At 60.9% G+C, this 22652-nt stretch carries 20 protein-coding genes; 8 read left to right on the top strand and 12 right to left on the bottom strand.

All coding sequences use genetic code 11. The annotated features are described in order from the left end of the window. Nucleotides 1-48: 48 nt before the first annotated feature. The 9 genes from ACP7D9_RS08550 to ACP7D9_RS08510 all read right to left on the bottom strand — a co-directional run bounded on the left by ACP7D9_RS08550 (nucleotide 49) and on the right by ACP7D9_RS08510 (nucleotide 10986). Nucleotides 49-867: a phosphoglycolate phosphatase gene (locus ACP7D9_RS08550; protein ID WP_426156688.1), complete on the bottom strand. Its 819-nt coding sequence runs from the start codon at nucleotides 865-867 to the stop codon at nucleotides 49-51. After that, nucleotides 864-1538 carry a ribulose-phosphate 3-epimerase gene (gene rpe, locus ACP7D9_RS08545; RefSeq protein ID WP_426156686.1) on the bottom strand — a complete coding sequence of 225 codons (675 nt, stop codon included), beginning with the start codon at nucleotides 1536-1538 and terminating at the stop codon, nucleotides 864-866. The genes ACP7D9_RS08550 and rpe overlap by 4 nt, the downstream gene beginning before the upstream one ends. Nucleotides 1539-1652: 114 nt before the next feature. Further along, nucleotides 1653-2801 (bottom strand): iron-containing alcohol dehydrogenase, encoded by a 1149-nt coding sequence (locus tag ACP7D9_RS08540; RefSeq protein WP_426156684.1) that lies wholly within the window; start codon nucleotides 2799-2801, stop codon nucleotides 1653-1655. A 223-nt stretch (nucleotides 2802-3024) separates the two neighbouring features. Then, nucleotides 3025-3849, bottom strand: a complete 825-nt coding sequence (locus tag ACP7D9_RS08535; RefSeq protein WP_101160854.1) for an ABC transporter permease — start codon at nucleotides 3847-3849, stop codon at nucleotides 3025-3027. A 12-nt stretch (nucleotides 3850-3861) separates the two neighbouring features. Further along, entirely contained in the window at nucleotides 3862-5109 is a 1248-nt protein-coding gene (locus tag ACP7D9_RS08530) for an ABC transporter permease (protein WP_101160857.1), read from the bottom strand. Between the two features lie 182 nt (nucleotides 5110-5291). After that, entirely contained in the window at nucleotides 5292-6335 is a 1044-nt protein-coding gene (locus ACP7D9_RS08525) for an ABC transporter substrate-binding protein (protein ID WP_313005116.1), read from the bottom strand. Nucleotides 6336-6383: 48 nt separating this feature from the next. After that, nucleotides 6384-7508 carry an ABC transporter ATP-binding protein gene (locus tag ACP7D9_RS08520; protein WP_426156681.1) on the bottom strand — a complete coding sequence of 375 codons (1125 nt, stop codon included), beginning with the start codon at nucleotides 7506-7508 and terminating at the stop codon, nucleotides 6384-6386. 352 nt (nucleotides 7509-7860) lie between these two features. After that, nucleotides 7861-8490, bottom strand: coding sequence for a response regulator (locus tag ACP7D9_RS08515; protein ID WP_426156679.1), 630 nt, complete (start codon nucleotides 8488-8490; stop codon nucleotides 7861-7863). 102 nt (nucleotides 8491-8592) lie between these two features. Continuing rightward, nucleotides 8593-10986, bottom strand: a complete 2394-nt coding sequence (locus ACP7D9_RS08510) for a PAS domain-containing sensor histidine kinase (protein WP_426156677.1) — start codon at nucleotides 10984-10986, stop codon at nucleotides 8593-8595. Between the two features lie 73 nt (nucleotides 10987-11059). Here ACP7D9_RS08510 and ACP7D9_RS08505 point away from each other — a divergent pair, with 73 nt between their 5' ends. Beyond that, a complete protein-coding gene (locus ACP7D9_RS08505; protein ID WP_426156675.1) occupies nucleotides 11060-12046 on the top strand; it encodes an alpha/beta hydrolase family protein in 987 nt (328 codons plus the stop codon). A 136-nt stretch (nucleotides 12047-12182) separates the two neighbouring features. Here ACP7D9_RS08505 and ACP7D9_RS08500 read toward each other — a convergent pair whose 3' ends face one another. The 3 genes from ACP7D9_RS08500 to ACP7D9_RS08490 are packed head-to-tail and all read right to left on the bottom strand — an operon-like array spanning nucleotide 12183 to nucleotide 14639. Then, entirely contained in the window at nucleotides 12183-12950 is a 768-nt protein-coding gene (locus ACP7D9_RS08500) for a TerB family tellurite resistance protein (protein ID WP_426156673.1), read from the bottom strand. A 1-nt stretch (nucleotide 12951) separates the two neighbouring features. Beyond that, complete coding sequence (gene murU, locus ACP7D9_RS08495; RefSeq protein ID WP_101160872.1) at nucleotides 12952-13623, bottom strand: N-acetylmuramate alpha-1-phosphate uridylyltransferase MurU; 672 nt, start codon at nucleotides 13621-13623, stop codon at nucleotides 12952-12954. Beyond that, nucleotides 13620-14639, bottom strand: coding sequence for an aminoglycoside phosphotransferase family protein (locus ACP7D9_RS08490; protein WP_426156670.1), 1020 nt, complete (start codon nucleotides 14637-14639; stop codon nucleotides 13620-13622). The genes murU and ACP7D9_RS08490 overlap by 4 nt, the downstream gene beginning before the upstream one ends. Before the next feature lie 130 nt (nucleotides 14640-14769). On the opposite strand from ACP7D9_RS08490, the gene ACP7D9_RS08485 reads away from it, so the two are divergent. The 7 genes from ACP7D9_RS08485 to glpE all read left to right on the top strand — a co-directional run bounded on the left by ACP7D9_RS08485 (nucleotide 14770) and on the right by glpE (nucleotide 22404). Next, entirely contained in the window at nucleotides 14770-17568 is a 2799-nt protein-coding gene (locus ACP7D9_RS08485; protein WP_101160878.1) for an LPS-assembly protein LptD, read from the top strand. Beyond that, entirely contained in the window at nucleotides 17543-18865 is a 1323-nt protein-coding gene (gene surA, locus ACP7D9_RS08480) for a peptidylprolyl isomerase SurA (RefSeq protein ID WP_426156668.1), read from the top strand. The genes ACP7D9_RS08485 and surA overlap by 26 nt, the downstream gene beginning before the upstream one ends. After that, a complete protein-coding gene (gene pdxA, locus ACP7D9_RS08475; RefSeq protein ID WP_426156666.1) occupies nucleotides 18862-19851 on the top strand; it encodes a 4-hydroxythreonine-4-phosphate dehydrogenase PdxA in 990 nt (329 codons plus the stop codon). Before surA ends, pdxA begins: the two co-directional genes overlap by 4 nt. Further along, nucleotides 19848-20666: a 16S rRNA (adenine(1518)-N(6)/adenine(1519)-N(6))-dimethyltransferase RsmA gene (rsmA, locus tag ACP7D9_RS08470; RefSeq protein ID WP_426156664.1), complete on the top strand. Its 819-nt coding sequence runs from the start codon at nucleotides 19848-19850 to the stop codon at nucleotides 20664-20666. Before pdxA ends, rsmA begins: the two co-directional genes overlap by 4 nt. Nucleotides 20667-20778: 112 nt before the next feature. Further along, nucleotides 20779-21159 (top strand): Co2+/Mg2+ efflux protein ApaG, encoded by a 381-nt coding sequence (apaG, locus tag ACP7D9_RS08465; RefSeq protein WP_426156662.1) that lies wholly within the window; start codon nucleotides 20779-20781, stop codon nucleotides 21157-21159. Next, complete coding sequence (locus tag ACP7D9_RS08460) at nucleotides 21159-22040, top strand: symmetrical bis(5'-nucleosyl)-tetraphosphatase (RefSeq protein ID WP_426156660.1); 882 nt, start codon at nucleotides 21159-21161, stop codon at nucleotides 22038-22040. Before apaG ends, ACP7D9_RS08460 begins: the two co-directional genes overlap by 1 nt. Nucleotides 22041-22074: 34 nt before the next feature. After that, nucleotides 22075-22404, top strand: coding sequence for a thiosulfate sulfurtransferase GlpE (gene glpE, locus ACP7D9_RS08455; protein WP_101160888.1), 330 nt, complete (start codon nucleotides 22075-22077; stop codon nucleotides 22402-22404). Nucleotides 22405-22652: the final 248 nt, after the last annotated feature.

Below are 22652 nucleotides of genomic sequence, written 5' to 3'. Positions count from 1 at the left end.
TGTAATCGGTCAGGTAGGCAAACGCGCCGGCAGGCCGGCCAGAATCAGTCAGGCGCGCCAACGCCAGCGGGCCAGGGCCTTGATGACTTTCATCCAGAGTTTGCGGGTGACCACCACGATGGCGTTTCCAGAAGGGGGTTGAACAGCGTCGGGCAACGTTATCCCACCGGCCAGATCCAGGCAACCGGGAATTAGTTTGCGCAAATCGTCGATCACCAGCGCTGGGGATTCCTCGGCAATCGGCCGGCCATGGTTGTAGCCGTAGCTCAGCGCCACACATTTGACCCCCGCCGCTTTTGCCGCCTGCACATCGCTGCGCGAGTCGCCGACGAACAACGATTGCGAGGCCGGAATGTTGGCCATTTTCATCACGAAAAACAGGGCCGCCGGGTCAGGCTTCTTCTGCGGCAAGGTATCGCCGCCAATGATCCATTTGAAGTAGCGCCCGATCTTCATCTGATCGAGCAGCGGCGCGACGAAACGCTCCGGCTTGTTGGTGATCAGCGCCATGGCCACGCCTTGCTTGTGCAGCCACTTGAGCGTGTCGCGCGCACCGGGATAGACCACGGTCAGCTCATGGCTGGCGCCGTACGCTTCCATAAAGATTTCCAGCGCGCGCTCGGCCTCGGCATCATCCACCGCCGAATGATCGATGCTACCGGCCAAGGCCCGACGCACCAGCACTGGCGCGCCATTGCCGACCCACTCGCGCACCGCTTCGATGCCCGCAGGCGGGCGGCCGAGAGAGAGCAGCATGGTGTCCACGGCCGCTGCCAGGTCGGGAACCGAATCGATCAGCGTGCCATCCAGATCGAACATCACCAACCGTGGCAGTTGCCCCGGGAACAACTGCTCAAAACCGCTCATGGGCGCGCCAGTGCCAGTTCGGAACGCATCTTGTCGATGACTTCCTGATAGTTCGGCGCGTTGAAAATGGCCGAGCCGGCGACAAAGGTATCAGCACCAGCAGCAGCGATTTCGCGGATGTTGTTGACGTTGACGCCGCCATCGATCTCCAGGCGGATGTCACGCCCCGACGCATCGATGATCGCCCGCGCTTCGCGCAGTTTGTCGAGGGTACCGGGAATGAACTTCTGCCCGCCGAAGCCTGGGTTGACGCTCATCAGCAGGACCATGTCGACCTTGTCGATCACATACTTGAGCACGTCCAGCGGGGTCGCCGGGTTGAATACCAGGCCGGACTTGCAGCCGCCTTCACGGATCAGTTGCAGCGAGCGATCGACGTGCAACGTGGCTTCCGGGTGGAAGGTGATGTAGGTGGCGCCGGCTTCGATGAAGTCGCCAACGATGCGATCCACCGGGCTGACCATCAGGTGCGCGTCGATCGGCGCGGTGACGCCGTACTTGCGCAGTGCTGCGCAGACCGTCGGGCCGATCGTCAGGTTCGGCACGTAGTGGTTGTCCATGACGTCGAAATGAACGAAGTCGGCGCCGGCGGCGAGAACGTTGTCCACTTCCTCGCCGAGGCGGGCGAAGTCGGCGGAGAGGATCGACGGAGCAATTACGAAGGGCTGCATGACGCACCTGTGCTGAGCTAAATCACGATGGCGCGCATTGTATACCTCAAGTTTCCACGCGCGCACCGGGACCGCGATGATTGGGTTGTGCCATGAGCGCTCAGCGAGCCTAGCTCAGTAGGCTGCGCGGTAGATCTTTTCGATGTCGACGGCGCTGAGCTGGCGCGGGTTGTTGCGCATCAGACGCTCGATGCCGGCGGCCTCCACGGCCATCGCCGGGATCGCTTCCTCCGGCACACCAAAACTGCGCAGCCCGGCAGGGATTTCCACCGCCGCACACAAATCGGTCATCGCCTGCACGGCTTTGTCCGCCGCTTCGGCCGCACTCAGATGCGCAGTCTTCAGCCCCATGGCTTCGGCAATATCCTGCATCCGTTCGAGGCAGGCCATCTTGTTCCAGGTCATCACATACGGCAGCAGCAAGGCGTTGCTGACGCCGTGGGCAATGTTGAAGCGCCCGCCCAGCGGATACGCCAGCGCATGCACCGCGCCCACGCCAGCGTTACCGAACGCCATGCCTGCCATCAGGCTGGCGGTGGCCATGTCTTCGCGCGCTTGCAGATTGGCACCGTTGGCGTAGGCCTTGGGCAGCGCCCTGGCGATCAGCCTGATCGCACCGATGGCAAGGGAGTCGGTGATCGGCGAGGCATTCACCGACAGATAGGATTCGATGGCGTGCACCAGTGCATCGACACCGCTGGCGGCGGTGACGCTGCGCGGGCAGGTCAGGGTCATTTGCGGGCTGACCAGAGCGACGTCCGGCAACAGATAGTCGCTGACGATGCCTTTCTTCAACTGCGCGACCTTGTCCGAGAGGATCGCCACATTGGTGACTTCGGAACCAGTTCCGGCGGTGGTGGGAATGGCAATCAGCGGCGGGCCTTTGCGTGGCACCTGATCGACGCCGAACAGGTCCTCCAGTGCCCCGTGGTAACCGGCGTAAGCGGCGACACTCTTGGCGATGTCGATGGCACTGCCGCCGCCGAGGCCGATCAAACCGTCATGCCCGCCGTCGCGGTAGGCGCGCATGCAGTCTTCGACAATGGCGATTTCCGGGTCGGGCAGCACTCGGTCGAAAATCTCGTAGTCACGCCCGCCAAGTTGCGCCAACGCCAGCTCGACGGTACCGGACTGGACCAGCGCGGCGTCGGTCACGATTAGTGGATTATCGACATCGAGGCGGGTGAGCTCGGCGGCCAGTTGTTCGATGGCTGCGGCGCCGGTGATCAGTTTATGAGCGATTTTGAACTGGGACAGACTCATGGTGCGCAGCCTCTTATAGATGTGGGAGCTGGGCACAAGATTAGCTGGGGATTTGAGGTTGTCTGCTATTCAGGTCATGAATGACCAAGAACGTTGCACACGACATAAATCCATTGTGGGAGGGGGCTTGCTCCCGAAAGCGGTGGATCATTGGCAATAGATGTTGCCTGACCCACCGCCTTCGGGAGCAAGCCCCCTCCCACATTTTTGAGCGCGTGCGGATTCAGACCTGCGCGGTACGCAATTTCTCGCTACGCCCGCGTAGCCATTCCAGCGTCAGCAGCAGGATGACGGAGAAGGCAATCAGCAACGTCGCCGCAGCGGCGATCGTCGGGCTGAGGTTCTCGCGAATCCCGCTGAACATCTGCCGAGGCAACGTCGCCTGCTCGGGGCCTGCGAGAAACAGCGTCACCACCACTTCATCGAACGACGTCGCAAAGGCAAACAGCGCCCCGGAAATCACCCCCGGCGCAATCAGCGGCAAGGTCACCCGGCGAAATGCGGTCAGCGGCGAAGCACCGAGACTTGCAGCCGCGCGCACCAGATTGTGATTGAAGCCCTGCAACGTCGCCGACACGGTGATGATTACAAACGGCACACCGAGCACCGCGTGCACGACGATCAGCGAAAAGAAGCTGTTGCCCAGGCCCAGCGGCGCGAAGAACAGATAACTCGCCACGCCGATGATCACCACCGGCACCACCATCGGCGAAATCACCAGCGCCATCACCAGCGATTTGCCGGGAAAGTCGCCCCGGGTCAGGCCGATCGCCGCCAGCGTGCCGAAGATCATTGCCAGCACCGTCGCGGCCGGGGCGACGATGATGCTGTTCCTCAGTGCGCGCATCCACTCCGCCGAGGCGAAGAAGTCGTGATACCACTGCAGCGAGAACCCCTGCAGCGGGTAGACCAGAAAACTCCCCGAGTTGAACGACAGCGGAATAATCACCAGCACCGGCAGGATCAGGAACAACAGGATCAGGCCGCAGAGGATCCGCAGGCTGTAGAACCACACCCGTTCGATGGGCGACATGTAAGGACTCAGCATCGCAAATTCCCCTTAGCTCAGGCGCAGGCGACTGGCGCCGACCAGCCAGCTGTAGATCAGATAAAGCACCACGGTCGCCAGCAACAGCAGCCCGCCGAGCGCGGTGGCCATGCCCCAGTTGATGCTGGTGTTGGTGTAGAAGGCGACGAAGTAGCTGACCATTTGGTCGTTCGGGCTGCCGAGCAGCGCCGGGGTGATGTAGTAGCCAATGGCGAGGATGAACACCAACAGGCAGCCGGCGCCGACGCCGGCGTAGGTCTGCGGGAAGTACACGCGCCAGAAACTGGCGAACGGGTGGCAGCCGAGGGAAATCGCCGCGCGCATGTAGGTTGGCGAGATGCCTTTCATCACGCTGTAGATCGGCAAAATCATGAATGGCAAAAGAATGTGCACCATCGAGATGTACACGCCGGTGCGGTTGAACACCAGTTCCAGCGGTTTATCGATGATGCCCATCGCCAACAGCGCACTGTTGATCAAGCCGCCCGATTGCAGCAGTACGATCCATGCCGCCACCCGCACCAGAATCGAGGTCCAGAACGGCAGCAGCACCAGAATCATCAGCAGATTGCTCTGCCGCGACGGCAGATTCGCCAGCAGGTAGGCCAATGGATAAGCAAGCAGCAGGCAGATCACCGTAATGACCAGGCCCATCCAGAAAGTGCGAGCGAAGATGTCGAGGTAGATCGCCTGATCAGGCGTAGCCGGGGCCAGTTCGCCGAGGTCGTCGATACGATGGTCGACCGCCGCCAGCAGGTAATAAGGAGTGATGCTGCTGGTGTTGCGTTTCACCGCTTGCCAATAAGCCGGATCGCCCCAGCGTTCGTCGAGCGCTTCCAGCGCTTCTTTATAAGAAGCCGGTTCGCTGGCGAACGGCAGCGCCCGGGCAGTTTTGGTCAGCAGGCTGCGATAGCCGGCCAACTCCATGTTCAAGCGCTTGGACAGATCGCCCAGCGTCTGGTTTTTACGCGCCTCGGCGAGGTCTTCGCTGGCAGCCTTGTACACCGGCTCGGCAGGCAGGCCACGGCCGTCCCAACTCGCAATGGCCGTGACAGTGCGCGGCATGCCGCCGACCACTTCGGGGTTGCCGACGCTTTTGTAGAGCAGCGCCACGATCGGCACCAGAAACACCAGCAACAGAAACAGCACCAGCGGCGCAATCAGCGCCTGAGCTTTCCAGCGGTTGACCCGCTCGGCGTGCCTGAGCTTCTGCTTCAAGGTGGGGCTGGCGCCCTCGTTCAGGGGAACGGCGATGGCCATGACGTACTCCGCAAATCTTTGATCGTTACAGAGGTGGCGAGCCACCCCGATCGATTGATGCACTCAGATCCAAACGTGGGAGCGGGCTTGCTCGCGAAGGCGAAGTTTCAGTCGACATCAAGGTTGAATGGACTGAAGCTCTCGCGAGCAAGCCCGCTCCCACAGGAGGGCGAGCCCTCGGCTTATTTGGCTGCCCAGGAATTGAAGCGCTGTTCCAGTTGCTCACCGTTGTCAGCCCAGAAGCTGACGTCGATCTGCACCTGGTTGGCGATGTTTTCCGGGGTGGTCGGCATGTCCTTCAGGACGTCCTTGGCCAACAGCGGTACGGCTTGAGTGTTGGCCGGGCCGTAAGCGATGTTTTCCGAGTAGGTCTTCTGCTGCTGCGGCTGCACCGAGTAGGCGATGAATTTCTTCGCCGCTTCGGCACGCTTGGCGTCCAGACCTTTCGGGATGGCCCAGGCGTCGAAGTCGTAGATGCCGCCGTTCCACACGACTTTCAGGTTGGATTCTTTCTGCACCGCAGCGATGCGACCGTTGTAGGCCGAACTCATGACCACGTCACCGGAAGCGAGGTATTGCGGCGGCTGCGCGCCGGCTTCCCACCACTGAATGCTTGGCTTGAGCTCATCGAGTTTCTTGAAGGCGCGATCCTGGCCGCCCTTGCTCGCCAGCTCTTTGTAGACATCTTTCGGTGCCACACCATCGGCCATCAGCGCGAATTCGAGGGTGTACTTGGCGCCTTTGCGCAGGCCACGTTTGCCGGGGAATTTCTTCGTGTCCCAGAAATCCGCCCAGCTTGTGGGTGCGGTTTTCAGTTTGTCGGCGTTGTACGCCAGTACGGTCGACCAGACGAAGAAGCCCACGCCGCATGGCTGAATGGCGCCTTTGACGTAGTCTTCGGTCTTGCCGAACAGCGCCGGATCGAGTTGTTCGAACATGTCTTCGTCGCAACCACGGGACAGCTCTGGCGATTCCACTTCGACCAGATCCCAGGACACGCTCTTGGTGTCGACCATGGCTTTGACCTTGGCCATTTCGCCGTTGTACTCACCGGCAACGATCTTGCCGTTGCCCGCCGCTTCCCACGGTGCATAGAAGGCTTTGACTTGCGCTGCCTTGTTCGCCCCGCCAAACGACACCACGGTCAAATCCGGGCCGGCAGCCATCGCGCCGCTCGCACCCATCAGGCCCAGGGTCAGGGCGGTGAACTTCAGGGATCTCAACATTTATTGTTCTCTCCACGTGCAGGGTTGGTGTTGGTATTGCCGGGGCGCTTAGTGCGCCTCTAAAAGCGGATCGAGCGCACGAACGTGCTCAACCTGCCAGCCAAGCGGTACCACGTCGCCGACGCTAAGCGCTGGATCAAGCTCGGCAATCGGTTGTTTCACGAAGAAGTCGGTCTTGCCGCAGACTTCCAGGCGCACCCGGACGTGGTCGCCCAGATAGATGAATTCCGCCACCCTCCCTGAGAAGCGGTTGACGCATTGATCGCTCGAACCGTTGAGGCTGACGCGCTCCGGACGGATCGAGAGGGTCACTGGCTCGCCGGTCTGGCCGACATTGACCGCCAGCGCCTCGACCTTTTCGCCACGGCCCAGCTCGACCACGCAGCGCTCGCCGCTCTGGCTGAGCAGACGACCGTTGAGGCGGTTGTTCTCGCCGATGAAGTTGGCGACGAAGGTGTTTTTCGGCTCTTCGTAAAGCGTGCGCGGCGGCGCGATCTGCTGGATCTCGCCTTGATGGAACACGGCGACACGATCAGACATGGTCAGCGCTTCACCCTGATCGTGGGTCACGTAGACCACCGTCACGCCGAGGCGCTGGTGCAGGTGCTTGATTTCCATCTGCATGTGTTCGCGCAACTGCTTGTCGAGGGCGCCCAACGGTTCGTCCATCAGGACCAGTTGCGGTTCGAACACCAAGGCGCGAGCCAATGCCACACGCTGTTGCTGACCACCGGACAACTGCGCCGGATAGCGCGAAGCGAAGGCATCGAGCTGAACCATGCTGAGGACTTTCTTCACCCGCTCACTGACGTCGCTTTTGTTCAAGCCACGCACGGTCAGCGGGAAGGCGAGGTTTTCCGCCACGGTCATGTGCGGGAACAACGCGTAGTTCTGGAACACCATGCCGATGTCGCGCTTGTGCGGCGGCACGTTGTTGATCGAACGCCCGGCCAAGAGGATTTCGCCGGCGGTCGGCGTTTCAAAACCGGCGAGCATCATCAGGCTGGTGGTCTTGCCGGAACCGGACGGCCCGAGCAGGGTGAGGAATTCGCCTTTGCGAATGTCCAGGTTGAGGTCTTTGACGATCAGGTTCTCGCCGTCGTAGCTCTTCTGCACACCACGAAAGCTGACCAGCACATCACCGGCCCCTGCGCTTGTATCGACCTGGCTCATACCCACACCTTTGTTGTTGATGACTGCTTGTTCATCAAGCCTAGTGGCTGGCGCCAGCCACGCAAATCGGGGCGCAGGAGAGAATCGCTTAAGCGCAATGGAAGGTTGGGTGTAGGGATCGCCCTACAAGGATGGCGCTAATGGATAAAGCAGTGCCAAGCGGTGAGCTGCAAGCTGCAAGTCCAGGCAAAAGCGTCTGTCGCTAACAGATATGCCCAAGATGCCAGCCTGAAAGCACATCCCTTGTGGGAGCGGGCTTGCTCGCGAATGCGTTGTGTCAGTACTGAATGAGTTGAATGACCCACCGCATTCGCGAGCAAGCCCGCTCCCACAGTTTTGATCGCAGTGATCTTTAGAGCAGTTTGTGCTCCATCGCATATTTCACCAGTTCGGCCAGCGAGGTGATGTTGAGTTTCTGCATCAGCCGCGCTTTATGGGTGCTGATGGTCTTGCTGCTCAGGGCCAGTTGTTGAGCGATGTCGTTGACGTTGGCGCCCTGGGCCAGGCGCTCGAACACCGAGAATTCGCGCTCCGACAACAGCGAATGCAGCGGCCGGGTATCGGTCAGGCCAACTTCGAAAACCATGCGGTCGGCCAGCTCCGGATCGATGTAACGACCACCCGCAGCAACTTTGCGGACCGCCGTGAGCAGCAGCGCCGGATCGCTGTCCTTGGTCGCATACCCGGCCGCGCCGACCTTCAATGCGCGCGCAGCCATTTGCGCTTCGTCGTGCATCGACAGCACCAGAATCGCTGGCGGATTGTTCAGCGCGCGGATACGCGGGATCGCTTCCAGGCCGTTGACGCCGGGCATGGAGATGTCCAGCAGCACCACCTCGCACGGCACGCTGCGCAGGGTTTCGAGCAGTTGCTCACCATTGCTCGCCTCTCCCACCACTTGCAGATCCTTGGCCAGGCCGATCAATTGCTTGATGCCCTCGCGGACGATGGTGTGGTCTTCGGCTACCAATACTCGGATCACTTGGATTTCCTCGATATTTGCATGAAGCGAAAAGATCGCACCCTTCGGCAGCTCCTACAGGGGTATGCGCTCAGTGCAGGAGCTGCCGAAGGCTGCGATCTTTTAGCGATCTACAGGCACCCACACCTTAAGAGTGGTGCCCTCCCCCGGCTCGCTCACCAGCTCCAGCCGCCCGCCCATGATCAGCACCCGTTCACGCATGCCGACCAGGCCAAATGACGTCGGCCGACCCTCGGCGGCGACAAATCCTACGCCATCATCGCTGACCGTCAGGCACAATTCGTCGCCCGCAAGCGCCAGCGTCAACTCCACCGTATGCGCCTGGGCATGACGCATCACGTTGGTCAGCGCCTCCTGCAAAATCCTGAACAGCCCCACCGCTTTGGCATCGCTGAGCGCCGGCAGGTTATCCGGCACCTGCACCAGACACGGTATCTGCGTGCGTGCCTCGAAGCGTCGCGCCTGCCACTCGATCGCCGAGGCAATGCCGGCATCAAGAATCGGCGGGCGCAACGCCGTCGCCACATCACGGACCAACTGAAACAACTGCGCGATCAGGCGTTTCATGCTGTTGAGCCGCTCCTGCAGACCCGAATCGAGTTGCGCATAAGCCAGTTCGCACATCGAAGTTTCCAGTTTCAGCACGGTGAGCATCTGCCCCAGCTCATCATGGACTTCGCGGGCGATGCGCGCCTTCTCTTCTTCGCGCACGCTTTCAAGGTGCGCCGACAGTTCGCGCAATTGCTCGCGCGAGGCGGCCAGTTCAAGCTCGATGCGCTTGCTTTCGCTGATGTCCCAGACAATGCCGTCCCACACGTAGGCGCCGTCTTCCAGTTGCCGGGTGATCGCCTTGATCTCGGCCCAGCGCTGCTCGCCCTGGCGGGTGACGATGCGGCCCTGCCAAGACCAGTCGCTGTCGGTATCCAGTGCCTGATCCTGGGTGCGGTGATAACTGGCCTTGTCGTCGGGGTGTACCAGACTGCGCAGGCCCATGTCGCGATGAGCGATGGCGGCCGGCGCGTAACCGACCAGAGTTTCGCTGCCCTCGCTGATGTAGGCAAAATCGATCTGCCCGGTGACCGGCGCCCGCTCCAGCCGAAACACCAGGCCCGGAACGTTGGCGGCAATGCCTTGCAAGCGTGCTTCGCTTTCCTGCAAAGCGGCGAGCGCGCGCCGGCGGTCGGTAACGTCGGTGAGGTAGACCACCAGATATTCACTGTCGCGAAAACGCAGAAAACTCAAAGACACGTCCGCCGGTAACACGCTGCCATCGGCGCGCAGGCAACTGGTTTCGAAACTCAGCGGCCCCTCTTCACTGGCCCGTGCACGCTTCCACAGATTGAGCCAGCGGTCCATGTGCAGGCCGGGCTCGAAATCGATCAGCGGCCGTTCAATCAGCCCGCCCGAGGGATAACCGAGCATGTTTTCCGCCGCGCGGTTGGCGTAGCGCACATGGCTGTCCCAATTGACCCAGAGAATGCCGACGGTGCTTTGATCGATAGAAAACTGCGTCAGCCGCAGCGCTTCTTCACTGGCCGTGCGCATCGCGATGTCTTCGCGGGCGCTGAGCAGACGCTGTTCAAGGTTGTGCTGTTGGCGCCGCTGCCAGAACACGATCGCCGCGCAACTGAGCAGCATCACCGCGAACAACAGGCTGAGGTTCTGCCAGAACCCCGGCGACTCGGTCAGCCGCGGATATTTTGGCTGCAGCCATTGGTTGTGCAGTTGTTCCAGGTCCTTGGCTGGTATTGCGCGCAAGCCACTCTGGACGATGCCGGCCAGTTCCGGCCAGTCGCGCCGCGAGGCCACGCGCAGCAATTGCGGCAGGCCGATATCGCCGACCACCACCAGTTCGGCGAACTCCGGCTCCACCGACAGCCGGCCCAACTGCGCTTCGTCGATCACCGCGTAGGAGGCCTGCTGACTCAGCAGCAACTGCAAGGCCTGACGCTCCAGCGGCACGCCTTGCAGATTCAGGTGTGGATAGTTGCTGCGCAGATAATCGGCGGTGCTGCTCGGCATGCGTACGGCGACGCGAGTCTGGCTGTCGAGCTTTTCCAGATCGACCGCACCGCTGCTTTTCTGGTCGCTGACCACCAGTTGCGGCACGCGCATGTACGGGTCGGAAAACAGCCACAGGCGCAGCGCGCTCGGGGTCTGGCTCAGGCCCGGGGCGATGTCGATCTCGCCCTCGCGCAACGCATTTTCCAGTGCACCGAGATCCTGAAAGTTGCGCCAGCTCAGTTCAACGCCCAGGGTTTTGGCGAGCAGTTTCATCAACTCGACGTTGGCCCCGGACAGTCGCTGCAGGCGCCGATCGTAGGTCGCGTAGGGCGCCTGCAGAACCAGGCCGACGCGCAACTCATTGTGCTGCGCCAGCCATTGATGCTGGCTCGGCGTCAGCTGTGCGACATGTGCCGATGGCGCAGGCGCCGCCCAGCCCATCAAGGGAAACCACAAACAGCCGATAACCCACAGGCAGCAAAATCGCTTCATTGAAGTCTCATACACTGACAAATTCTGACCAACCCATTAGGCTGCCGGGATACTTTCTGGCCTGGAATAACCGATGCCCTCTGTCTACCGCCTGGCACTGCCAGCATTGTGCCTGTCGCTGATCCTGCCTTGTGCGTTTTCCGTCGAAGCCGCCGACCCGGCGCCCGCCGCCACGGATAAACCCGCTGAAGAACAACCGGCGCAGCGCCAGCCACTGCTTGAGCGTAGTCAGGAAGAGGCCGCCGCACTGCAACGTAAACTGCCGGCGCAAGAGCAGCAACAACTGCAGGCTGGCAGCGACACTTTCCTGGCCTTGTGGAAACCGGCCAACAGCGCCGACCCCAAAGGCGCGGTGATCATCGTTCCCGGTGCCGGCGAAACCGCCGACTGGCCGCAGGCAGTCGGCCCGTTGCGACGCAAATTGCCGGATGCCGAGTGGAGCAGCCTGAGTATCACCCTGCCGGATCTGCAAGGCGACGCCATTGCTCCGCGCGTGATCGAACCGACCGCCGCGCCGAAAGCTGCGGAGACCGCAAGCAAGGACGCCACCACCGCGCAACCGATCGAGCAAGCAGCTGGCGGTGAAGCGGAAGTTGCCGAGCAGGTGGTCGCCGAGACCCGCGAAGAACAAGCCAGGGCCGATGCCGATCGCATTTTCGGGCGGATCGACGCGGCGATTGCCTACGCCGAACAGCAGAGCGCGCGCAGCATTGTCGTGCTCGGCCACGGCACAGGCGCCTATTGGGCAGCGCGTTTTCTCAGTGAGCGGCAGACGCCGCAGGCGGAGAAACTGGTGATGGTTGATGCGCAGGCACCGGCCAAGGCCCTGCCGCCACTCGCCGAACTGACACCGACACTGAAGCTGCCCACGGTAGATATTTTCTACATGGACAAAGCGCTCGATCGCAATGCGGCGCTGGAGCGCATGCAGGCGAGCAAACGCCTGAAGACCTCGGCGTTCAGCCAAGTGGCGCTGAAGGTGTTGCCGGACAAAAAGGCCGAGCAGGAACAACTGTTTCGGCGGGTGCGGGGTTGGTTGAACCCTCAGGCTGTTGACTGACTGTCACACCGAGTCGCCCTGATTCGCGAGCAAGCCCGCTCCCACATTCACCCCTGTTCCTTCAGATAGAACACGGCTAAATGTGGGAGCGGGCTTGCTCGCGAAGGGGCCCTTGCAGGCGCCACATCTTCAATGCCTAGCGAAAATCCCGCCGCTCGCGAATCAACGTATAGGCATGGTGCAATTCCCGCGTACGTTCGGTCGCCTCACGCACCTGCGCCGGGGTCGCGCCGCTGCCGGCGATCTTGTCCGGGTGATGGCGACTGAGCAAACGTCGGTAAGCGCGCTTGATCTGCGCCGGCTCGCTGCTCGCCGACACCCCAAGCAATTTCATCGCCTCCTGATAACTCACCGCTGCACTGACAATCGGCCGCTTGCCCGGTTCATAATCGCTGGCCAATGCCTGCACCTGCTGCGGCGTCCAGCCCAGCCACTTGCCCCACTGCGCCAGCAACTCGCGTTCGCTGACCCCGGCGCGACCATCGGCCCAGACCATGCGCCAACAGGCGCGCAACACACCTTCGGCTGCATGCGGTTGCGCACTCAAGCGGCGCAGATAGCCGCGCAGATTGTCGCTGCCGGACTTGCCGCGATTGAATGCGGCAATGGCCCGCCGCGTCGCCGGCTCGCTCATTTCCAGTGAGCGCATTTCATTGCGTGCCTGCTGGATATGCCCGTCAGTGACACGCCCATCGCTCTTGGCCAGACGCCCGAGCAACACGAACAGCAGTTCGTCGTTGCGCAGCATCGGCCGGCCGCCGAGCTTTTCGCGTAAATGTCCCCAGCTCTGCAGGTGCAGGCGCCGATCCAGCGCCTGTCCCAACAACGCCCCAAGCATGGCCCCCGGAATGCTGGCAATCGCATAGCCCACTCCGGCTCCAATCAGAGTCCCTGGCCACAGCATTTCAGCGACTCGCTTCTATCAGGGCTTCAGCTTCGGCCAAGCGTTCATGGGTGCCGACATCCACCCAATGCCCTTTCAGACGCTCGCCCGTCACTTCGCCGGCGGCCATGGCTTTGCGCAACAGCGGCGCGAGTTTGAAAGCGCCATCGCTGCAGCCATCGAACAATTGCGGATGGAGCACGGCGATACCACTGTAAGTCAGCGTTTGCGCGCCAGGCTCACCGTCCTGCACCTTGCCGTCGATCAGGGTGAAATCACCTTTCGGGTGGTGCGCCGGATTATCCGCCAGCACCAGATGCGCCAGGCCATTGCCCGGCTGGTGCAACACGCTGAAGTCGTAATCGGTCCAGATATCGCCATTGACTACCAGAAACGCATCGTCACCGAGCAGCGGCAGCGCGCGGAAAATCCCGCCACCGGTTTCCAGCGGCTCGCCCTCCGGCGAATACTGGATGCTCAGGCCGAAACGCGAACCGTCGCCCAGATAATCCTCGATCTGCTGACCGAGCCAGGCGTGGTTGATGACAATTTCGTTGAAACCTGCGGCCGCGAGGGCACGCAGGTGATACTCGATCAGTGGCACGCCACCGGCACGCACCAGCGGTTTCGGCGTCGTCAGGGTCAGCGGGCGCATGCGCTCGCCTTTACCCGCCGCCAGAATCATTGCCTTCATGCCGTCGCTCCAGCACGCAGGCTGCTGAACAGCGCTTGCAGCTCCGCCAGCTCGGGACGGCGCGCGATCACGGCTTCTATATAAGAGAAGAAGCGCGGCACGTCCGCCAGATAGCGTGGCTTGCCATCGCGGTGGCAGATGCGCGCGAAGATGCCGATGACTTTGAGGTGACGCTGCACGCCCATCAGGTCGCTGGCGCGCAGGAATTCTTCGAAGTCGGCCTGCACCGGAATGTCCAGCGCCGAGGCTTGCTGCCAATAACTTTCCAGCCAGCCGCGCACGCGTTCTTCCGGCCAGCTGAGGAAGGCATCCTTGAACAGGCAAGTCACGTCGTAAGTCACCGGGCCGTACACCGCGTCCTGGAAATCCAGCACGCCAGGGTTCGGCTCGCTGAGCATCAGGTTGCGCGGCATGTAGTCGCGGTGCACCAGCACTTTCGGCTGCGCCAGCGCGCTTTCGATCAGCAGCTCGCTGATGTGCTGCCACTGTTGCTGCTGGGCCGCATCGAACTCAACGCCCAACTCATGCTTGACGTACCACTCGGGGAACAACTCCAGCTCACGGCGCAACAAGGCAACGTCATAACCGGGTAACGGCGCAACCATCGGCAGCTGTTGAAAAGCCAACAGCGCTTGCAAGGCGTCGTGGAATAACGCGTCGGCATTTTCGCCGTCGATGATGTCGAGATAGGTCTTGTTGCCCAGGTCATTGAGCAAAAGAAAACCGCGCTCGAGGTCTTCGGCGTAAATTTTCGGCACATTAATTCCGGATTTCGCCAGTAAAAAAGCGATATCCACGAACGGTTTGCAGTTTTCCTGCGGTGGCGGCGCGTCCATCACGACGAAGCTGCGACCGTCGCCCTGCCAGCGGAAGTAGCGGCGGAAACTTGCGTCGCTGCTGGCTGCGGTCAACGTGGCCGGGGGCACGGTGCCCCAGCCCTGCTCGGCAAACAGTTTTGCCAACTGCTCATCGAGCCAAACTTTCAGGTGTTGCAAGCGTACATCTTGATCAGGCATTGCAAGGGTCTCCGACGGCGCTAGCCGTCAAGCGGGTCATGCTTTATTATCCAGCATCTTTTTCAGACCATCGAGAGGCGTGCGGCCCACACCGCGGGCAGATGGCACGCAGGAAGCCCGGACTAATAAGATGGCATTGAAATCCCCCGCGTTTCGTAAAAAATTTCCGTTGTTGGTAACCGGCAGTCTGCTGGCTATGCAACCTCTGGCCAGTCAATTCGTTGTTGCCGCCGAGCAGTATGACTGCTCCGTCTCGGCTACGGGTGGCTGGGACTGTGCGCCCAAGTCGCCCGCTGCGGCATTGCCGCCGCGTCCGGTGCATGACGGCAGTGCCGTCAGCGTCGCCGGCGAGCCTGTGGCCGACAAGGGTTCCGACGCCGACACTGGCGCGAAAACCGCACTGGTCACCGAAGCCAAGGGCCGCGGCCTGAAATCCCGTAGCGAAGACTACAGTCACCTCGACTGGGTTCCGCGCGAGAAGCTCACCGCCGCCCAACTGGCCGAGACCGGTCCTTACTGCTCTGGTTCCTATATCGAACCGATTCGTCCTGGCATGAATGACAAGACGAATAAAAGTGACGCGCCGACTTTCATCGGTGCCAAAGCGTCGCGTTATGAGCAGGACACACAGGTCGCCAGCCTCGCGGGTGACGTGATCATGCGCCAGGGCAGCATGCAGGTCGAAGCTGACGAGGCCAACCTGTATCAGGCCGAGAGCCGTGGTGAACTGGCCGGCAACGTGCGTATCCGCGACAACGGCGCGCTGATCGTCGGCGACCACGCCGATGTGCAGCTCGACACCGGTGAAGCCAAGGTCGACAACGCCGAATACGTGATGCACAAATCGCGCATCCGCGGTAACGCGCTGTACGCCAAGCGTGCCGAAAACGCGATCATCCGCTTGAAGGACGGCACGTACACCACGTGCGAACCGAACAGCAACGCGTGGCAGCTCAAAGGCAACAACATCACCCTGAACCCGGCGACCGGTTTCGGTACCGCGACCAACGTGACGTTGCGCGTCAAAGACATTCCGATCCTGTACACGCCATACATCTACTTCCCGATCGACGACCGTCGCCAATCGGGCTTCCTGCCGCCGACCATCGGTTCGGGCAGCGACACCGGCTTCATGCTGGTCACCCCTTACTACTTCAACCTGGCGCCAAACTACGACGCCACGTTGTACCCGCGCTACATGAGCAAGCGCGGCATGTTGGTGGAAGGCGAATTCCGCTACCTGACCAAGTCCAGTGAAGGGCAGTTCGGTGCGGCGTACCTCAATGACGAGAACGACGATCGCAAGCTCCAGTCCGACTACAAAGACACTCGCTATATGTACAACTGGCAGCACAAGGGCGGTCTCGACTCCCGTGTGCTCACAGAAGTCGATTACACCAAGATCAGCGATCCGTATTACTTCCAGGATCTGCAAACCGATCAAATTGGCGTGCAAAGCAGCGATTTCGTCAACCAGCAGGGTGCTGTCACTTATCGTGGCGACAGCTATACCGCTCGCTTGAACGCGCAGCAGTACCAGTTGGCTACCGTTTCGAACATCACGCCGTATGGTCGTTTGCCGCAGATCACCTTCAATGGTCAGTTGCCCTACCACCCGGAAGGCCTGAATTTCGATTACGAGACCGAGCTGGTTCGTTTTGATCGTGATCTGCGTGACGGTGACTTCATCAATGAGGATGGCTTTGCCGAGCGTCGGCTGGATAGAAACATCACCGGCCTGGCTCGGGCCAACGGTGATCGCTTGAATCTGAAGCCGGGCGTCAGCCTGCCGATGAACTGGACGTATGGCTTCCTCAAGCCATCGTTGAAGTATCAGTACACGCAGTATCAGCTTGATCTGGACAGCACCGGCAAATCGCAGATCGATGCGATGAGCGCAGAACAGAAGAAGCTCAACGGCGAATTCGATAGCAACCAGAACCGTGGCGTTCCAATCGCCAGCATCGACAGCGGCTTGTACTTCGACCGCAACACGTCGTATTTCGGTAAAAACTACCGTCAGACCCTGGAACCGCGCCTGTTCTACCTCTATGTGCCTGAGGTTGATCAGGAAGACATTCCTGTGTTCGATACCAGCGAAACGACGTTCAACTACTCGTCGCTGTTCCGTGACAACCGCTTTACCGGCGCCGACCGTGTCGGTGACGAAAACAAGCTGTCGCTGGGCGTGACCAGTCGCTGGATTGAAGACAACGGTTTCGAGCGCCAGCGCATCAGCGTCGGCCAGGCTCTGTACTTCAAGGATCGCAAGGTTCAACTGCCGGGCATCGCGTTCAACGATCGTGACGACGCCAAATCCGACGTTTCGCCTTACGCGCTGGAATACGAATACCGCTGGAACCGCGACTGGCGCACCACCGCCGACTACAACTGGGATCCGGACAGCCGCAGCCCACGCTCCGGCAGTGCGATGTTCCACTATCAGCCGGAAGACAACCCGAACAAGGTGGTCAACGTCGGTTATCGCTATCGCAACGACCAGGTCCGTTACGACCAGAACACCGGTAAGTGGACAGTGGGCGGTGGCGACTACGGCACCCCGGGTCAACCTGGCTACGTGAAGGACTACTACAAGATCCAGCAGCATGACTTCTCGGTCATCTGGCCGATCGTTCCACAGTGGAACGCGATCAGCCGCTGGCAGTATGACTACAACCGCAATCGCACGCTGGAAGCCTTCGGTGGTTTCGAATACGACAACTGCTGCTGGAAACTGCGCCTGATCAACCGTTACTGGGTCGCCTATGACGAAAACAGTCAGAACGCCCCGGAAAACGAAAAAGGCGACCATGGCATCTTCCTCCAAATTGTTCTGAAGGGACTCGGCGGCCTGACTGGCGCCAAGGTAGAGAGCTTCCTCGACAAAGGCATCCAAGGTTATCGTGAACGTGAAGACCAAGCTTTCTGATTGTCTGCGCCCGCTGCTGCTGGGCGCGCTGTTCCTGGGTACGTCGGCCAACGCCGCCGTACAGTCCATCGATAAAGTGGTGGCAATCGTCGACAACGACGTGGTCATGCAGAGCCAACTGGACCAGCGCGTTCACGAAGTTCAGCAGACCATTGCCAAGCGCGGTGGTGGCTTGCCGCCTCCGGGCGTGCTGGATCAACAGGTGCTTGAGCGCCTGATCGTTGAAAACCTGCAACTGCAGATCGGCGAACGTTCCGGCATTCGCATCACCGACGAAGAGCTCAATCAGGCCGTCGGTACCATTGCCCAGCGCAACAACATGACGGTTGATCAGTTTCGTGCAGCGCTGGCGCGTGATGGCCTGAACTATGACGACGCCCGTGATCAGATCAAACGCGAAATGATCATCAGCCGTGTACGTCAGCGTCGTGTCGCCGAGCGGATTCAGGTCTCCGAGCAGGAAGTGAAGAACTTCCTCGCCTCCGACCTGGGCAAGATGCAACTGTCCGAAGAACTGCACCTGGCCAACATCCTGATTCCGACTCCGGAAAGCGCCAACTCCGATGCCATTCAGAGCGCCGCGCGTCAGGCCATGGAGGTTTACCAGCAGCTCAAGCAAGGCGCCGACTTCGGTCAGATGGCCGTGGCCAAATCCGGTAGCGACAACGCACTGGAAGGCGGCGACATGGGCTGGCGTAAAGCCGCACAACTGCCACCGCCGTTCGACCGCGAGTTGAGCAGCATGGCCGTCGGCGACATCACTCAACCTGCGCGCACGCCGGGTGGTTTCATCATCCTGAAACTGCTGGGCAAACGTGGCGGCGAAGCGCAGATGCGCGACGAAGTGCATGTTCGCCACATTCTGGTCAAGCCAAGCCCGATCCGCGACGAAGCCAAGACCAAGGCGCTGGTGCAGTCGTTGTACGACCGCATCACCGCTGGCGAAGACTTTGCCGAACTGGCGAAAAACTACTCGGAAGATCCGGGTTCGGCGCTCAACGGCGGCGACCTGAACTGGATCGATCCGAACGTGCTGGTACCGGAGTTCCGCGAAGTGATGGCCTCGACGCCACAAGGTCAGCTGTCGAAGCCGTTCCAGACTCAATACGGCTGGCACGTACTGGAAGTCCTTGGCCGTCGCGCCACGGATAGCACCGAACAGGCCCGCGAGCAGCAAGCCATGACCGTATTGCGTAACCGCAAATACGACGAAGAGCTGCAAACCTGGCTGCGTCAGATCCGCGACGAAGCGTACGTAGAGATCAAACTCCCTGGTGCAGACCAGGCAGCGCAGTGAAACCCAAGCGTTTCGCGCTGACACCCGGCGAACCGGCCGGCATCGGTCCCGACCTGTGCCTGCTGCTCGCCTCGCAAGCCCAGCCACATCCCCTGATTGCCATCACCAGCCGCGACCTGCTCCTTGAGCGGGCCGCGCAGCTGGGGCTGGCCATCAACTTGCTGGACGTCGCGCCCGGGCAGTGGCCTGACCTTCCGGCGCCGGTTGGCAGTCTTTACGTCTGGGACACCCCGCTCAGCGCACCGGTGGTTGCCGGGCAACTGGACAAGGCCAACGCGGCGTTTGTCCTCGAGACTCTGACTCGCGCCGGCAACGGCTGCCTGAACGGCGACTTCGCCGGGATGATCACCGCGCCGGTGCACAAAGGCGTGATCAACGAATCTGGCATCGCCTTCTCCGGACACACCGAATTCCTCGCTGACCTGACCCAGACTGCGCAAGTGGTAATGATGCTTGCGACTCGCGGACTTCGCGTGGCACTGGTGACCACCCACCTGCCCCTGCGCGAGATCGCCGATGCGATCACCCCCGAGCGCCTCGAGCGGGTCACGCGAATTCTGCACGCCGACCTGCAAGAGAAATTCGGCATTGCCCGGCCGCGCATTCTGGTCTGCGGACTCAACCCGCACGCTGGTGAAGGCGGCCATCTGGGCCATGAAGAAATCGACATCATCGAACCGACATTAGAGCGCCTGCGCGGCGAGGGCATGGACCTTCGTGGCCCGCTGCCTGCCGACACTCTGTTTACCCCCAAATATCTGGAGCACTGCGATGCAGTGCTGGCGATGTACCACGATCAGGGCTTGCCCGTGCTCAAGTACAAAGGCTTTGGCGCTGCGGTCAACGTGACGCTGGGCCTGCCGATCATCCGCACATCGGTCGACCATGGCACAGCCCTGGATCTGGCCGGCAGCGGCAGGATCGACACCGGCAGCCTGCAAGTCGCGCTGGAAACCGCCTACCAGATGGCCGAGACCCGTTTATGAACGAGCAATACCAACACAAGGCGCGCAAACGCTTTGGCCAGAATTTCCTGCACGATGCCGGCGTTATCGACCGCATCCTGCGCTCCATTCACGCAAAGCCTGACGACCGCCTGCTCGAAATCGGCCCCGGCCAGGGCGCCCTGACTCAAGGTTTGCTCGGCTCCGGCGCGCAACTCGACGTGGTGGAACTGGACAAGGATCTGATCCCGATCCTCAACCAGCAGTTTGCCGGCATGAGCAATTTCAGTCTGCATCAGGGTGATGCGCTGAAATTTGACTTCAACACGCTGAACGCCGCACCGAACAGCCTGCGCGTGGTCGGTAACCTGCCGTACAACATCTCCACGCCACTGATTTTTCATCTGTTGAACAATGCTGGCATCATCCGCGACATGCACTTCATGTTGCAGAAAGAAGTGGTCGAGCGCCTGGCGGCAGGCCCGGGTGGCGGTGACTGGGGGCGTTTGTCAATCATGGTTCAGTACCATTGCCGCGTCGAACACCTGTTCAATGTCGGCCCCGGCGCGTTCAATCCGCCGCCGAAAGTCGACTCGGCAATCGTTCGTCTGGTGCCGCACGCAGTGCTACCGCACCCGGCCAAAGATCACAAGTTGCTCGAGCGCGTTGTGCGCGAAGCCTTCAATCAGCGCCGCAAAACCTTGCGAAATACCCTCAAGCAATTGCTCAGCAATGCCGAAATCGAAGCCGCCGGCGTCGATGGCAGCCTGCGTCCCGAGCAACTGGATCTGGCCGCATTCGTACGCCTGGCGGACCAGCTCGCGATACAGGTCCCGGCAGCTCCCGCCGCCGACTGAGCCGCGATGAACGCTATCGGGCAGCACACCACTCTGGTTTACTGCCCGATACTTGCCTAGACTGATTCCCCATCAGCTACGCCCCGCGTTCCGCTTCATAAGGCCTTCTTGCATGTCCGATTCCCGTTATCAGGTCGATGTCAGCGTCGTCACCCACTATCTGGCAGACCAATCGCAACCCGAACAAGACCGTTTCGCCTTCGCCTACACCATTACCGTGCAGAACAACGGCGAGATTGCGGCCAAGCTTCTCTCCCGGCATTGGGTGATTACCGATGGCGATGGCCATGTAGAAGAAGTACGCGGTGAAGGTGTCGTCGGGCAGAAGCCGCTGATCGCCGCAGGCGAAAGCCACACGTATACCAGTGGCACGGTGATGACCACCAAGGTCGGCACCATGCAAGGCAGCTATCAAATGCTTGCCGATGACGGCAAGCGTTTCGACGCGATCATCAAACCGTTTCGCCTCGCCGTACCGGGAGCCTTGCACTGATGACGACATACGCGGTCGGTGACCTGCAAGGCTGCCTCGAACCGCTCAAATGCCTGCTCAAGCAAGTGGCCTTCGAACCGGCGCTGGATCGCCTGTGGCTGGTGGGCGATTTGGTCAACCGAGGTCCGCAGTCGCTGGACACCCTGCGCTTTCTTTACCAGATGCGTGAGTCTCTGGTGTGCGTGCTCGGCAATCATGATCTGCATCTGCTGGCCGCTGCGAAGAAAATCGAGCGATTGAAGAAAAGCGACACTTTGCTCGAGATCATCGAGGCGCCGGATGGCCCGCAACTGATGGAATGGCTGCGCCAGCAGAAGCTGATGCATTACGACGAAACGCGCGACGTGGCCATGGTTCACGCTGGCATCCCGCCGCAATGGTCGCTGCGCCGTGCCTTGAAGTGCGCCGCAGAAGTCGAGGCCGCACTGCGCGACGACAACGTGTTCCCCGCCTACCTCGACGGCATGTACGGCAACGAGCCGGTGAAGTGGGACAACGATCTCAAAGGCATCGATCGTCTGCGGGTGATCACCAATTACTTCACGCGCATGCGCTTTTGCACCGCAGAGGGCAAGCTTGACCTCAAGAGCAAGGAAGGCCTGGACAGCGCCCCGCCCGGCTACAAGCCATGGTTTCAGCACAAGGAGCGCAAGACCAAAGGCCTGCGCATCATCTTCGGTCACTGGGCAGCGCTCGAGGGCAATATCCACGAGCCGGGGATTTCGGCGCTGGACACCGGATGTGTATGGGGCGGCAGCCTGACGCTGATGAACGTTGACAGCGGCGAACGTTTGTCATGCAAATGCGATGAGCACGGCGGGCTAGCGCCATCAGTCGCACCACCCTCCCCTGACAATTCGCCCGCCAACGTCTCGCGTTAGACTGCGCCTTCAGTTGAGCAACAGGAACTTAGTAATGACCGAATTCAAACGAATCCCTCCGGAACAAGCGCAGGCCCTGCGTGAACAAGGCGCCGTCGTCGTTGACGTGCGCGATCCGGCAACCTTTGCCGCGCTGCATATCAGCGGCTCGAAGCATCTCGATAACCATTCGCTGCACGCGTTCATTCAAGGCGCCGACCTTGATGCCCCGACCGTCGTGGTCTGCTACCACGGCAATTCCAGCCAGGGCGCAGCCGCCTATCTGGTCAGTCAGGGCTTCTCCGATGTTTACAGCATGGACGGCGGCTTTGAGCTGTGGCGTGCGACCTATCCGTCGGAAACCGCGCAAGGCACCGCCGAATAATTTTTTTGCGCGGCGCAGGCCCCGGCTGCCGTGGGCCTGCGCGCGGCAGACGAACGGTCTGCCATAACTAATTACGTATCTCGCCTTTACCTCTCGAATTCCCAACTATCCTTAAGCGCAGGCCATCCAAAACAGGGGAGAGCCGGTACACCGGCGCGCGGGTCATCGGGAGTAGCTTTTGCGGTTTGTCGACCGTGGAAGAATTCTGGGGGGTAAACAGCAGCTGCCATAGCGACTGCTGCCAGCAT

This window comes from Pseudomonas sp. TSRC2-2, assembly GCF_049897785.1.
Taxonomy (GTDB): domain Bacteria; phylum Pseudomonadota; class Gammaproteobacteria; order Pseudomonadales; family Pseudomonadaceae; genus Aquipseudomonas.
Note: the sequence above shows the minus strand (reverse complement) of the source record. Positions and strands in the feature narration are given on the sequence as shown.